Annotated in this window: 9 protein-coding genes and 3 pseudogenes; 4 read left to right on the top strand and 8 right to left on the bottom strand. The window is 61.7% G+C overall.

Annotated elements, in window-relative coordinates:
* Both HT737_RS12060 and HT737_RS12055 read right to left on the bottom strand, forming a co-directional pair.
* A pseudogene (locus HT737_RS12060) lies at nucleotides 1-248 on the bottom strand (DUF2170 domain-containing protein); the annotation flags it as partial.
* Between the two features lie 239 nt (nucleotides 249-487).
* Nucleotides 488-1036, bottom strand: a complete 549-nt coding sequence (locus tag HT737_RS12055) for a cysteine hydrolase family protein (RefSeq protein WP_047296893.1) — start codon at nucleotides 1034-1036, stop codon at nucleotides 488-490.
* A 100-nt stretch (nucleotides 1037-1136) separates the two neighbouring features.
* On the opposite strand from HT737_RS12055, the gene HT737_RS12050 reads away from it, so the two are divergent.
* The 3 genes from HT737_RS12050 (at nucleotide 1137) to HT737_RS12040 (ending at nucleotide 4208) form a co-directional block, all read left to right on the top strand.
* Nucleotides 1137-2117: a GlxA family transcriptional regulator gene (locus tag HT737_RS12050; RefSeq protein WP_121187840.1), complete on the top strand. Its 981-nt coding sequence runs from the start codon at nucleotides 1137-1139 to the stop codon at nucleotides 2115-2117.
* 233 nt (nucleotides 2118-2350) lie between these two features.
* Nucleotides 2351-3460, top strand: coding sequence for a DUF3182 family protein (locus tag HT737_RS12045; protein ID WP_182402658.1), 1110 nt, complete (start codon nucleotides 2351-2353; stop codon nucleotides 3458-3460).
* Complete coding sequence (locus tag HT737_RS12040) at nucleotides 3450-4208, top strand: S9 family peptidase (protein WP_047296890.1); 759 nt, start codon at nucleotides 3450-3452, stop codon at nucleotides 4206-4208. The genes HT737_RS12045 and HT737_RS12040 overlap by 11 nt, the downstream gene beginning before the upstream one ends.
* Nucleotides 4209-4257: 49 nt before the next feature.
* Here HT737_RS12040 and HT737_RS12035 read toward each other — a convergent pair whose 3' ends face one another.
* From HT737_RS12035 to HT737_RS12015, 5 genes and pseudogenes are all read right to left on the bottom strand, one after another.
* Complete coding sequence (locus tag HT737_RS12035; protein WP_182402656.1) at nucleotides 4258-5232, bottom strand: lysylphosphatidylglycerol synthase domain-containing protein; 975 nt, start codon at nucleotides 5230-5232, stop codon at nucleotides 4258-4260.
* Complete coding sequence (gene clsB, locus HT737_RS12030) at nucleotides 5229-6503, bottom strand: cardiolipin synthase ClsB (protein WP_131671514.1); 1275 nt, start codon at nucleotides 6501-6503, stop codon at nucleotides 5229-5231. The genes HT737_RS12035 and clsB overlap by 4 nt, the downstream gene beginning before the upstream one ends.
* A pseudogene (locus HT737_RS12025) lies at nucleotides 6500-7296 on the bottom strand (endonuclease/exonuclease/phosphatase family protein). The gene clsB and the pseudogene HT737_RS12025 overlap by 4 nt, the downstream one beginning before the upstream one ends.
* Nucleotides 7293-8219 carry a DUF72 domain-containing protein gene (locus HT737_RS12020; protein WP_182402652.1) on the bottom strand — a complete coding sequence of 309 codons (927 nt, stop codon included), beginning with the start codon at nucleotides 8217-8219 and terminating at the stop codon, nucleotides 7293-7295. Before HT737_RS12020 ends, HT737_RS12025 begins: the two are co-directional and overlap by 4 nt.
* Nucleotides 8220-8420: 201 nt before the next feature.
* Nucleotides 8421-9623 carry an MFS transporter gene (locus tag HT737_RS12015; protein WP_182402650.1) on the bottom strand — a complete coding sequence of 401 codons (1203 nt, stop codon included), beginning with the start codon at nucleotides 9621-9623 and terminating at the stop codon, nucleotides 8421-8423.
* A gap of 231 nt (nucleotides 9624-9854) precedes the next feature.
* Between HT737_RS12015 and HT737_RS12010 the strand changes: the two genes are divergently transcribed.
* Nucleotides 9855-11948 carry a mechanosensitive ion channel family protein gene (locus tag HT737_RS12010; protein WP_182402648.1) on the top strand — a complete coding sequence of 698 codons (2094 nt, stop codon included), beginning with the start codon at nucleotides 9855-9857 and terminating at the stop codon, nucleotides 11946-11948.
* Between the two features lie 142 nt (nucleotides 11949-12090).
* On the opposite strand, the pseudogene HT737_RS12005 reads toward HT737_RS12010, so the two are convergent.
* A pseudogene (locus tag HT737_RS12005) lies at nucleotides 12091-13661 on the bottom strand (ATP-dependent DNA helicase); the annotation flags it as partial.

Genomic DNA, 13661 nt, shown 5'->3' with positions numbered 1-13661 from the left:
CTCTGGATCAGAGACAGCGTGATCTCGTGCGAAGCCACCTCGTCCAGTGCCTTGAGGGCGTTGAAGAGGCTATCGATGTTCCAGTTGTTGCCTGCGCTCATGTAATTCTCCGACATGAATGAGCCAGCCAGAATCGGTTGGCGTAGCTGTTGCTCCATCTGCTTGAGCAAGCTTCGGTTTTCCGGAAGTACCCAAGTTTCGTGTTTCACATAACCGGCGGCAGCCAGGCCCGCGCGCATCTGCTTCATGTAGAAGCTCGACGGTTTTTTCGCGGACGGTTTCGAGCGCTCTCCCTTTGGGCTCTCTGACGCAACAGCGGGGGAAGCGGCTTTTCATGGCAATGACTCCGTTATGAACATCTCACGCGTGAGCCACACTACAACCAATTCAAAGTGCCATCAATGGCTCACGCGTGAGATTTTCATGACAGACGAAAAACGCCCGCAACGTGGCGGGCGCAAGTTTTTACCGGGTGTGTCGTGATGGATCAGCGCCCCAGAAACTCCTCGGCCGAGACCACGCTCGCGTAAGCGAAACCCAGTGCCGACATGAATGCCGCGTGGACCTGAGCGGCAGGCACCGTGACGCCGTTGAATTCCAGGTCACGGCAGGCGCAGGCGTCGTGGATTACCGTGACGCCGTAGCCCAGGTCCGCTGCCGCACGGGCGATGCCGTCGATGCACATGTGGCTCATGCTGCCGACAATCACCAGATCCCTGATGCCTTGTTCATCGAGAATCGATTGCAGCTCGGTCTCCCGGAACGAATTGACGAAGTGCTTGAGCACCACCGGTTCGTCCGGACGATTGAGTACTTTGGGATGCAGTTTTGCGCCGTCCGAGCCCGGGGTGAAAAACGGCGCGTCGGCCGAAGTGAATTCGTGGCGAATGTGCACCACCGGATCGCCCGCTTCGCGGAACGCGGCGAGCAGCCGTGCGGCGTTGTCGGCGGCGGCTTCAGCCCCCACCAACGGCCACTTGCCTTGGGGGAAGTAGTCGTTCTGGATATCGACTACGATGAGCGCTTGTCTGGTCATGGGTGTGTCCTCGATGCATGGGCTGGAAGTGGATTCAGTATTGGCGCTGGCCGACGTTTCGAGGATTGGCCGGACCGACAATAAGCAGGGGAAAACTGACATGGGCGCAGAAAGGGCCGCCACGGTGGAACTGGGCGTACTGATGTACCCGGGCGTGCAACTGGCGGCGGTGCATGGGCTGAACGATCTGTTTGCGGTCGCCAACCGGATCGCTGCCGAGCGTCAGGCGGCGCAGTTACCGGTGCTGCGCGTCAGTCACTGGAAAGCCGACACCGGGCAGACGCCGCAGCGGGTGTACGACAGTCATCCCGGCGCTGACAGTCATTTGCTGGCAGTGCTGATTCCACCGTCCCTCGGCAGCTTTTCTGCGGCCAGCGTTTCAGCGCAATGGTTGCAATGGCTACGTGATCAGCATGCCCGTGGTGCAACCCTCGGCGGTGTCTGTGTGGGGTCGATGCTGCTGGCCGAAAGCGGCCTGCTCGACGGGCGTAGCGCCACCACGCACTGGACCTCGGCCAAGGCGTTTGCCGAGCGTTATCCGAACATCCGGCTCAAGGCGGATACGCCGATTGTCGATGACGGCGACTTGATCACCACCGCCGGGCTGATGGCCTGGTCGGAACTGGGCTTGCGCCTGGTCGACCGGCTGCTCGGGCCGAGCATCGCCAGCGGCACCGCGCGCTTTCTGGTGATGGAGCACAGCGACAGCGCCAGTGCCTGCGGGAGCAATTTTGCACCGATCCTCAGTCATGGCGACGCGGCGATTCTCAAGGTTCAGCATTGGCTGCAGAGCACCGGCGCCACTGATGTTTCGCTGACCTCGATGGCAGAGCGGGCGGGGCTGGAGGAGCGCACGTTTCTGCGTCGTTTCCGTGCGGCGACCGGGTTGAAACCGACCGAGTATTGCCAGCATCTGCGGGTCGGCAAGGCACGAGAGTTGCTGGAATACAGCAACGGCACTATCGATCACATTGCATGGACTGTGGGCTATCAGGACCCCGGCGCGTTTCGCGCGATCTTCAAGAAAATCACCGGGCTGACGCCAAGTGATTATCGGGCGCGGTTTGGTGTCTCGGGATAGTCCAGACACGCCATGACCTATGGGAGCAGGCCCCCACCCACATTGAAATCTGGGGCTATTGAAATCGTGCAAATTACCGGGCCCTGGCGCCCGGTCGTGCAGATTGAAACGGGCCTGATGCCATCACGTTTTCGGCAAGCATTTGATTTGCCGAAGTTTTCCACAGCCCCCCGATTGGCCTGATCTCTGCACCGTTCATCACTCCATTCACCGATCCGCTGCAAGGGGGATGCATGACCCCGACGCCAGGCAGAAAAATCGTCGTCGCGCACTCGGTGCGCGCTGGCGCGCCACACCATGAAGTGCAGACTAACAAGGCGCTGGCCCGTTGGCTGGCGCAGATTCTCGGGCTCAGATTTGCTGGCAGCTACGACCCGGAAAAACACCGCGGTCGTGATCTGTACTGGCTGCCGACGCAAACCATTGTCGGCGCCAGTCAGGCACAGGCCTTGGGCATCAAAAGCGCGGATGATTTATGGGGCGGATTCGTCGAACACGATTTCATCTGCACCAAAGCCATCAGTCACGGCCTGCGCAGCCATCTGGCCTACGCGCCGCAAGGCTGGGCGCCGCAGTTCTGCGAGCGTGTGCGCGACGTGGTGCTCGATGGCTTGACCGTGTTTGCCCTGGAGGACGCGCGGCCCGCCGCCGAACACTTGCTGTACAGCGGCCCCATTCGCCTCAAGCCGATTCACGCCTGTGCCGGTCGCGGTCAGGAAGTTATCAACAGCCTCGACGCGTTCGACGAGGTCCTCGCACGAGCGGATGCGGCAGCGTTGTTCCGCGATGGCGTGGTGCTGGAGCAGGACTTGAGCAAGGTGGTCACCCACAGCGTCGGTCAGTCATTCATCGGCGGCAAGGTGCTGAGCTACTGCGGTGATCAATACTTGACTCAGGACGGCCATGGCGAGGACGTCTACGGCGGTTCGAATCTGCTGGTGGTGCAGGGCGGTTACGATCAGTTGCTGGCGCTGGATTTAGCGGATGACGTGCGGCTGGCCATCGAGCAAGCGCGGACGTTTGACCGGGCAGCAGACGAAGCCTACCCGGGTTTCTATGCCTCGCGGCGCAACTACGACATCGCTCAAGGCCTGGACAGCAATGGCAAATCGCGCAGCGGTGTGCTCGAACAATCCTGGCGCATGGGCGGTGCCAGCAGCGCTGAACTGGCCGCGCTGCAGAGCTTTGTCAACGCTCCGCAGATGCGGGCGATCCGTGTGTCAACCGTAGAAACCTACGGTGATCAAAGCCTGCCGGCGGACGCCATCGAAATCTATCGCGGCCCGGCCGAGAACAGCGACTTTCTCCTCAAATACGTAACGGTCAAATCCTATGACGGCTAGAAGCGAAAGCATTCAGATCGACATTGATGACGAACAGATGAGCGGGACGTTTCTCAGTCCCAAATCGAAAGTCCCCGGCGTGTTGTTTGTGCACGGTTGGGGTGGCAGCCAGGAGCGTGACCTGGAGCGCGCCAAGGGCATCGCCGGGCTGGGTTGTGTGTGCCTGACCTTCGACCTGCGCGGACACACCGGTGGCACCGGCATTCCGCTGACCCGGGTGACGCGCGAAGATAACCTGCGTGACTTGCTCGCGGCCTACGATCGCCTGTTGGCGCATCCGGCGCTCGACACCTCGGCGATTGCGGTAGTCGGCACCAGTTATGGCGGCTATCTCGCGTCGATTCTCACCTCGCTGCGCCCGGTGCGCTGGCTGGCGCTGCGGGTGCCGGCGCTGTATCGCGACGAGCAATGGCATACACCCAAGCGGGATCTGGACAAGGCTGATCTGCGTGACTATCGGGCGACGCTGGTGCGTGCCGACAGTAACCGCGCCTTGCACGCCTGTTCGCAGTTCACCGGGGATGTGTTGTTGGTGGAATCGGAAACCGACGACTACGTGCCCCACGCCACGATCATGAGTTACCGCGCCGCGTGTCAGCAGACGCATTCGCTGACGCACCGGATCATCGACGGTGCTGACCATGCGCTGAGCGACCCGGTTTCGCAGCAGGCCTACACCTCGATACTGGTGGACTGGATTACCGAGATGGTGGTGGGTGAGCGGTTGAGCATTATTCAGTCCACATAGTGTGTTTTGTCTTTTCGGATGCCTTCGCGAGCAAGCCATTACCAAAAACTCAGGAGGGCGTCTTCTCAATCCGCAACGCCTTCGCCTTGGCCTCGACCAGCAGATACATCACCACGGTGATCAACAACGGCAAAAGAAAATAAATCGCCCGATACGCCAGCAATCCCGCCACCAGACTGCCCCGCGAAACTTCGTGCTGCAGCAGCGCGACGAATACCGCTTCCAACACTCCAAGCCCCGCCGGAATGTGGGTGATGACCCCGGCAATCGCACTGATCAACAGCACGCCAAGCACTAATGGATAATCCAGCTTGCCCGGCAGCAAGGTGAAAATCACCGCCGCCATCAGCGACCAGTTCAGCGCCCCCAGCAGCAGTTGCAGAACGGCCATGCGCAGGGACGGCAGGTTGATTTCCACCCCGCGAATCGACCACTCGCGGCGCTTGGAGAACTGGCACGCGGCGAGGTAACCGCCACTCAGCAGCAACAACAGCACACCAATGCCCTGTAACGCATCGCTGCTGATTTTCCAGCCCGGCGGCATGCTCACCAGGCCACTGCTGAACACCGCGCCGGCGATCGTCATGTAGCCGAACCAGTTGGTGGCCAGGCTCAAACCGAGAATCTTGGCGATGTTGCTTTTGCTCACCCCCAGGCGCGAATACAGCCGATAGCGCATGGCGATCCCGCCGACCCAGGCGCTGAGGTTGAGGTTGAACGCATAGCTGATGATCCCCACCGGGAGGATCTGTTTCCAGGTCAGGTCCTGGCGGATGTAGGTGCGCCCGATCAGGTCGAAGCTGGCGTAGGTGAGAAAACTCAACAGGGTCACGCCGGCGGCGATGAGCAGTGTGCGCACCTTGAAGTCGGCCAGGGTCTGCAGCACTTCCGCCCATTCGATGCGGGTGGCAAACATCGTCAGCAACACGATCAACGCGAGGAAGAACAGCAGCGTCAGTGGGCGTTTCCAGCGACTCCATCGAGAATGCACGGCGGGCGCTGCTTGCGCTGGGGGATGGCTCATGACATGTGCCCCCGAAACGGCTTGAGCCGTGGTTTGTGCGCCGGCAGCCAACCGGCCATCGCCGGGAAATGCCGCAGGAAGTGGAACACCAGAAACCCCACGGTCATGTGCCAGATCCGTCCGCGTGGCACCTTGCTCGGGTCCATCGCCTTGCAGTGGTTATGGCTCAGGTCTTCGAGACGCTGGAACAAGTGCTGATTGAATGTGCGATCGCGGATCAGCACGTTGGCTTCCAGGTTCAGTGACAGGCTCAGCGGGTCGAGATTGCTCGAACCGACCGTGCTCCATTCCTCATCCACCAAGGCGACTTTGCCGTGCAGCGGGCGCTGGCAATATTCGTGGATCTGCACCCCGGCCTTGAGCAGATAGTCGTAGGTCATGCGCGCCGCCAGTTTGGCCACCAGCATGTCCGGTTGACCTTGCAGGATCAGCCGCACCTCGACGCCACGGCGCGCCGCGTTGCGGAGCTCGCGCAGCAGGCGGTAGCCGGGGAAGAAGTAGGCGTTGGCGATCACCACCCGGCGTTTGGCCCGGCGCAATGCGTGCAAGTACACGTCTTCGATGTCGGTGTGGTGCTGATCGTTGTCACGAAACACCAGGCGCACCTGACCGTCGTGATCGTTGAAAGCCATGTCTGCCCGACGCTGGCGCCGACGTTGCCACCAGAAGCGTGCACGGCCCGGCCGACCGCTTTGCAGCAGGGCGAAATGATGGATGTCGGCGACCGCCGGCCCCTGAACCTGCACCGCGTAATCCTGTTTCGCTTCGGGGCCGAAGTCGGCCAGGTGATCGCCGGAAAAGTTGATCCCGCCAATGAACGCGATCAGTCCGTCGACTACTACAATTTTGCGGTGCAGACGGCGGAACCAGTTGGTGCGAAAGCCCAGGTGCTTGGGCGCCGGATCAAACATCTGCAGGTGCACGCCAGCGTCGCTCAATGCCGCGAGATAACCGGTGGTCAACTCACCACAGCCGAAACCGTCGAGGCTGACGGTGGTGCGCACGCCGCGCCGGGCGGCGTCGATCAGGATCTGCTGTAACTCTGCGCCGACCTTGTCTTCGAAAACGATGAAGGTCTCCAGCAGGATTTCACTCTTCGCCGCACGCATGGCGTCGAACACCCGAGGGAAATATTCCTCGCCGTTTTCCAGCAACTCGACACGGTTGTTGCCCTGCCAGTTGTACTCGACATCGACAGGTCCGGGCTCGCGTACCGGCGGGTTGATGCTGATCGGTTCCACGGCGGATTTCTCCAGCGGTGCGCTGCTCATAGTTCGATCTCCACCGATAACGGGGCGTGGTCGGAAAGGTGTGACCAGGGCCGGTTGGCCAGGACTTTCGGTTGGCTGGCCTTGAGGTTGCGTACGTAAATACGATCGAGCCGCAGCGTCGGCAGGCGCGCCGGAAAGCTGCGCGCCGGTTTGCCGTGATGTTCGGCGAACACTTCGCGCAGGCCGCAGGGCTCGAGCAGCGCATCGGCGCGCTGGCGCCAGTCATTGAAGTCACCGGCGACGATCACGGGGGCATCAGCCGGCAGTTGCGCGATGCGCTCGCCCAGCAGCTTCAGTTGCGCATTGCGATGGCTTTCGCGCAGGCCCAGATGCACGCAGATCGCATGCACCTCGACGCCATCGCCCGGCAGGCGCAGCACGCAATGCAACACGCCACGGTTCTCATGGCCGCTGATCGAAACGTCGAGGTTGTCGTGGCGGATGATCTGGAATTTCGACAGCAGCGCATTGCCGTGATCGCCCTCCGGGTACACCGCGTTGCGTCCATAGGCGAATTGCGGCCACAGGCTGTCGGCGAGGAACTCGTACTGCGGCATCGTCGGCCAGTTGCTGTAGCGCTTGGGATGATGTTCATGGGTGCCGTGGACTTCTTGCAGAAACACCACGTCGGCGGCCACGCTGCGTACGGCTTCGCGCAACTCCGGGAGGATGAAACGTCGATTGAGTGCGGTGAAACCCTTGTGGGTGTTGACCGTCAACACGGTGAAACGGCGCACCGAGCTTCGACACGGGTCTGCTCGTCGGTGAACCCGACCGGTTCTGGAATACTCATGTCAGCACCCCTTCGGCAGCGGGTTCGCCGGGGGCGGTGGCGAGTGTTTTATCCAGTTCAAAACAGTGGAGCAACCGGCGCGCGTCGTAGGGCGCGCGGACTTTGATGTCGTTGTCGAAATAGCAGAATACTTCGCGGGACTTGCGCGCCCGAGGCTTGAGGCGCGGCGCGATCAGATGCGCATCGCCAGGCTGCTGACCGTGGTGCCAGGCGTCGATGCGTTTGGCCCAGTTCTGCAGCGCCGATTCGCTGTAGCCGCTGGCGTACAGCTCTTCGGCGCCATGCAGGCGCAGGTAGACGAAGTCGCTGGTAAGGTCTTCGCGATACGGCCATTTGCCGGCGGTGTCGGCGATCACCAGGGCGGTGTTGTAGCGTTTCAACAAGCGCACGAAAACGGGATCGATGAAGCTGTCGTTGCGAATTTCGACGGCATGGCGCAGCGGTTTTTTGCGCCAGGCTTTCAGGCTGGCGTGGCCGTGCAGGTGCGCGTCGTGCTGGCGGGCGAGGGCGGCGGCCGCCTCAGTATCGTGGGGTAACAATGAGAGGAAGTGTTCGAAGCGCTCGGGGTCGAATTTGAAGTTCGGCGGAAACTGCCAGAGGATCGGCCCGAGCTTTTCCTTGAGCTCCAGCACCCCGGAGGCGAAGAAATTCGCCAGCGGTTTTTCGATCTCGCGCAAGCGGCGCACGTGAGTGATGAAGCGCGGCGCCTTGACGCTGAAAACGAAGTCGTCCGGCGTTTCGCTGTACCACTGCGCATAACGTTCAGGCCGTTGCAGGGCGTAGAACGATCCATTGATTTCGATGCTGTTGACCGCCCGTGATGCGAATTGCAGTTCGCGCTTCTGGGCCAGTCCCTTCGGGTAGAAATCCCCGCGCCACGGAGCGTAGCGCCAGCCGGAAATACCGATGTGAATCGTTGCCATGCCGCCCTCCCGTCGTCAGTCCTCATACAGCCTGTGTCTGTTGATGACTGTGGGCGGTTCGGGAAAGTTTCGACGGCGTTACGGACGGTAGTCTGTAGGAGCTGCCGGAGGCTGCGATCTTTTTAATGTTGTTTTTCAAGATCAAAAAATCGCAGCCTTCGGCAGCTCCTACAGCGGGATATCATTGAGACAGCTATTTGATCAGTGACCGGTGACGACTCGTGTGGTGCTTTCGGCATAGGTCGGGCCGAGCCGATCCAGTCGCCCGCTCCACGCCGTCAGCGCGAGCGCCACCAGCACCACCAGCCCGCCGATCCATGCTGTGTGAATCAGGCCAAGGTGTTCGACGATCAGCCCGCCGCCCCATGCGCCACCGGCAATCCCCAGGTTGAACGCCGCGATGTTCAGCCCCGACGCCACGTCCACCGCCTGCGGCGTGTGATGTTCAGCCTGACGCACCACGTACACTTGCAGCCCCGGCACATTGCCGAACGCCACCGCGCCCCACACCAGCACCGTGGCCAGCGCCAGCCATGGGCTGCCGGCGGTGACGGTCAGTACGAACAGCACGGCGGCGAGCAGGGCGAAGATGATTTTCAGGGCGCTGATCGGCCCACGCTTGTCCGCCATTTTGCCGCCCCAGATATTGCCGGCCGCCACCGAGACGCCGTACACCAGCAGCACCAGGCTGACGGTACTGGCGCTGAAACCGGAGATGTCCTGCAGGATCGGCGCCAGGAAGGTGAAGGCGATGAACGAGCCGCCGTAACCGATCGCGGTCATGGCGTACACCAGCAACAGGCGCGGTTGTTTCAGCACTTGCAGTTGTTGCAACAGCGACGCCGGTTTGCTGTGGGCGATGTTGTTCGGCACATACAGCAGGCTGCCGATGAAGGCGATCACACCCAGCGCCGAGACCGCGAGGAAGGTTTCACGCCAGCCGAAATGCTGGCCGATGAACGTGCCCAGCGGTACGCCGGTGACCAGCGCCACGGTGAGGCCGGTGAACATGATCGCAATCGCGCTGGCGGCTTTTTCCTTGGGCACCAGACTGGTGGCGATGGTCGAGCCGATGGAAAAGAACACCCCGTGCGCCAGGCCCGTGACGATCCGCGCCAGCACCAGCGATTCATAACTGGGCGCCAGCCAGGCCAGCAGGTTGCCGAGGGTGAACAGCACCATCAGCGACAACAGCAACAGTTTGCGCGGGACTTTGCCGGTCAGGGCGGTCAGCACCGGCGCGCCAATGGCAACGCCCAGCGCATACAGGCTGACCAGCAGCCCGGCGGACGGCAGGCTGACGCCGAGATCGGCGCCAATGGTGGGTAACAGGCCAACGATGACGAACTCGGTCGTCCCGATGGCGAAGGCGCTGAGGGTCAGCGCGAGCAAGGCAATGGGCATGACAGCACTCCGGTAGAGGTTTGAATGGAGCGCAGTGTCGTGGTTTGGCTCCTGCGGAAAAATACGGGGCCAGGTATTTGATATTTGCCGCTGACGCAAATATCCACAGTCTGCTGTGAACCCTGTGGTGAGGGGAATGCAGTGGGCACTGGGGTTATTCAGGCAAAAACCGAACTTGTCCGCCATTCACCGATCAGTTCCTTACAGGTTCAGCCAAGAGGGATCGCAGTTTTGATCAAGTTCAGGATCGCCATTCTGCTGGGAGCGCTACTGTTTCTCGGCGCCAGCGAACTCGAAGCCGCTGCGCTGCCGGGGGTTCCGGCTGCCGCTGAAGAGCCGGCCAAACCCGAGCCGATTGTGCAGGGCGGTCTGCTCGGCGCGATCAGTTCGAGCATCGACGACGTGCAGGACAAACTCGACCTCAATGAACATCTGGTCGATGCCTGGCGCCTGCGTGCCGACCGCGCGGCGGACGAAGTCGACAAACTGGTCAACCAGCCGTCGAACCGGTCCGGCTGGAGCGTCGCCGGGGATTTCCTGATGTTGTCCGGCGTCTGGCTCGGCGCGTTTGCGCTGCTGACCGTGCTCGGCAGCCTGCTGGCCAAGCGGCTGAGTCAGGGCCGTTGGCTGCGGACCCGGCAGCGCAGTCAGGACCTGGTCGGCTACCTGCTGCCGTACACGCTGCCGGCGCTGATCTGTCTGCCGCTGACGCTGTACGTCAGCCACTTTCTGCAAGCCTCGGTGGGACGGGCGCTGGCGCTGTGTCTGGCGTACGCCACCAGCAGCGGTATTTTCTCCACTTCAATGTTGTTGTGCGTGGTGGTGATGTTCAACGTCGGGCACAAACGGCCTGCCGCGCGGATTATCCGCAACTACTGCCCGAAACCGCTGTTCCTGATCGGTTTCCTCGCGGCCCTCAGTGACGCGTTGACCAGCCCGCAGATCGCCCGTCAGCTGGGCGGCAACATCACCAGCAGCGTCGCGGTGTTCACCGGGCTGATCGCCTCGATCATCTTCGGTCTGCTGGTGATTCGCCTGCGCCGGCCGGTGGCACATCTGATTCGCAACCGGCCGCTGGCCCAGCGCCTGAAGCAGCCGTCGTTGCAGGAGTCACTGCGGATTTTTTCCGGGCTCTGGTACTGGCCGATTGTGTTGATGGTGCTGGTCTCGGCAGTGAATCTGATCGGCATCGGCGAGGACAATCAAAAGGCTCTGCGCTGCGCGTTGTTCACCACGGTGTTGCTGATCGGCACGGTGTTCCTCAGCACCATCCTCCAGCACCTGTTCAAGTCGCGCAAAGCCGAAGCGATCCAGCGCAGCAGCGCTTACAAGGAACGCTTTCTCAGCCTGTTGCACGCCTTGCTGCGGATCGTCATTGCGGTTGCTTTCATCGATATTCTCGGGCGGATCTGGGGCGTTTCACTGCTCGAGTTCGCTCAGAGCAGTACGATCGGCCGGGCGATCAGCAACGCGTTGAGCAGCATCGGCCTGATCTTCCTCGTCACCTGGCTGTTGTGGGTGGTGCTCGACACGGCGATTCAGGAAGCGCTGAAACCACCGGTCAGCAAACGCTCGTCGCGCCAGCCCAGCACCCGGGTGAAAACCATCCTGCCGCTGCTGCGCAACGCAATCAAAATCATCCTGGTGGTGATCTGCGCGATCACCACCATGGCTAACCTGGGGATCAACGTCGCGCCACTGCTGGCCGGTGCCGGGGTGGTCGGTCTGGCCATCGGTTTTGGCTCGCAACAACTGGTGCAGGATGTGATCACCGGGCTGTTCATTATCATTGAAGACACGCTGTCGATCGGCGACTGGGTGGTGCTCGATTCCGGGCATGCCGGCACCGTCGAAGGCCTGACCATTCGCACCTTGCGCCTGCGTGACGGCAAGGGGTTTGTGCACTCGGTGCCGTTCGGTCAGATCAAGGCAGTCACCAACCAGTCACGCCAGTTTGCCTTCGCGTTTTTCTCGGTGCAGTTCACCTACGACACCGATGTCGACAAGGCCATCGAACTGATCCGCCAGACCGGTGATTCAATTCGCGAAGACCCGTTCCTCAAGTACAACCTGCAAGGGCCGCTGGATGTATTTGGCGTGGACAGGATGGACTTGAACGGCGTGGTGCTGACCGCGCAATTCCGTACCGTGTCGGGCGGGCAGTATGCGGTGAGCCGGGCGTTCAATCAGCGTTTGAAAAAGCTTGTGGATAACAGCGCCGAGGTGCATTTCGCGCAGACTTATCCACAGCAGGTTTTGTTGCCCAGGCGGCAGGGTGAGGGGGAATGGGTAGCAAGCGAGGTGCCACAAAAGTCGAGTACTTGATGGGCGGATTGTGTAGTGGGGTTTCCGGCCTCTTCGCGGGCAAGCCCGCTCCCACAGGGTTCTGGGTGATGTTGAAATAGTAGGCACACCAAAAATCATTGTGGGAGCGAGCTTGCTCGCGAAAGGGCCGGAACTGTCGGCATCAATGCCGGATCAGCTTGCTGCGCACCTGCTCCATGGCCACCTGATCCAGCTCAGTCCAGAACACCTGCTTGCCGGCAATCTCGGCAGCAACCGGCAAACCATCTTGATACACCAGCCGATTACTCACCAACGCCGGCACTTTCGCCCCTGGCAACAACGTCCCTGCCAGGTTCAGCGGATCAACCCCGCACACCGCAACCAGACTGCCGTCATGCGCCCGCCGCCGTACCTCGCGCAGCAATGGAATCGCCTCCGGCAAGGCAAACTGCTCCCCCGCCAGACCACTGACAAAGCGCCCGCCGCGTATCTCGCCACGGGCCTCCAGCCGATGAAACGTGCGCAGCAAATCGCGCCAGCTCGGCAGCCAATCCGCTTCGCGCTCCAGCAGGCGCCAGAACACCACGCCATAGCGGCGCAGCAACGTCATGGCGACATGTTCGAGGGTTTCCGGTGACGCTATCTCAGCGCTTTCCTGCCGTGGCCCGCGGCGCAACAATGCCCAGCGCCCGGCATCGTCCATGCCACCGACAAACGCACCGCGCCCACGACGACTGCTGCGTTGCTGGCGCTTGCTCGCCGGGGTGATCAAGGCGCGCAAGCCGGCGAAGCTGTCGGCGTTTACCAGGCCGGCGCCGACCAGTTCCTGCAAGGCGATTTCCAGCTCGGTGCGCAGCAGATGCGCCTCGTGAATCAGCTCATCGAAAAAACAGCGCGCCGTGCTGACTCAGCGCCTCATAAACCTTTTGCGTTTTCGGCGACAGTTCGCTGACCGGTGTTTGCTCGGCCAATCCACTCCACAACCCGACCTGACTGCGCGGCAACAGCACAATCGGCGTACTGCGCAACGCCGTGCCGCTGACTTTCTGCCGGGCACTGAGGCGCGTCCACACCAGTTTGCCGTTGCGGCACAGGTCATCCAGCCAGCTCGGCGAATAGTCCTTCAGGCGTGCGGGGAGGATGTCGCTGTCCCACGCCGAAGCCGCTGCCGGGTAACCTTCCAACTGGCCGATAATTGCCGGCAGCACCGCGTGGCCCTGACCGCGCGTAGCAGGGGACAGGTGCTGCCAGTCGAACAGAAAACGCATGAAATCCTGCAGTGCTACCGGCTCGATTTCCCGACGCAAACGCTTGACCGTGTAGCGATGAATGCGCGCCAGCAGATGCCGTTCGCACCATTCTTCAACGGCTACACCCGGAGTGAAATGCCCGCGCAGCACATAGCCTTCGCGCTCCAGTTGCGCGAGGGCTTGTGCGACGTGTGCAGGGGGGCAGCGCCAGCGGTTCGGCAATCGCCGGGAGCGGCAACGGGCCGAACGCACCGAGGCGTGCGCGGACCACTTCGACCAGCGCGTCCTCGAAGGTCCACGGCTCGTTGAAGCCGGGCAGAACCTCCTGCGGCGGGTGTAGCGTGGCGTGTGGATAAAGCGCCTGCAGGCAGGTCAGGCGTTCTCGCGCCAGCCACAACGAGCCAGGCTGTGGATGTGTAGTGACTGTGAGGCCGTCTTCGCGAGCAGGCTCGCTCCCACAGTTGACGGTGCTCCAACGGGCGGAACCCGGTTGAATGTGGGA

Source organism: Pseudomonas sp. MD195_PC81_125 (assembly GCF_014060985.1).
In the GTDB taxonomy this organism is placed as follows: Bacteria; Pseudomonadota; Gammaproteobacteria; order Pseudomonadales; family Pseudomonadaceae; genus Aquipseudomonas; species Aquipseudomonas parakoreensis.
Note: the sequence above shows the minus strand (reverse complement) of the source record. Positions and strands in the feature narration are given on the sequence as shown.

Excerpts from the sequence above, each read along its gene's own strand:
- HT737_RS12035 (WP_182402656.1), bottom strand. The coding sequence starts at position 5,232 with ATGAGCCATCCCCCAGCGCAAGCAGCGCCCGCCGTGCATTCTCGATGG.
- HT737_RS12015 (WP_182402650.1), bottom strand. The coding sequence starts at position 9,623 with ATGCCCATTGCCTTGCTCGCGCTGACCCTCAGCGCCTTCGCCATCGGG.
- clsB (WP_131671514.1), bottom strand. The coding sequence starts at position 6,503 with ATGAGCAGCGCACCGCTGGAGAAATCCGCCGTGGAACCGATCAGCATC.
- HT737_RS12040 (WP_047296890.1), top strand. The coding sequence starts at position 3,450 with ATGACGGCTAGAAGCGAAAGCATTCAGATCGACATTGATGACGAACAG.
- HT737_RS12055 (WP_047296893.1), bottom strand. The coding sequence starts at position 1,036 with ATGACCAGACAAGCGCTCATCGTAGTCGATATCCAGAACGACTACTTC.
- HT737_RS12045 (WP_182402658.1), top strand. The coding sequence starts at position 2,351 with ATGACCCCGACGCCAGGCAGAAAAATCGTCGTCGCGCACTCGGTGCGC.
- HT737_RS12050 (WP_121187840.1), top strand. The coding sequence starts at position 1,137 with ATGGGCGCAGAAAGGGCCGCCACGGTGGAACTGGGCGTACTGATGTAC.
- HT737_RS12020 (WP_182402652.1), bottom strand. The coding sequence starts at position 8,219 with ATGGCAACGATTCACATCGGTATTTCCGGCTGGCGCTACGCTCCGTGG.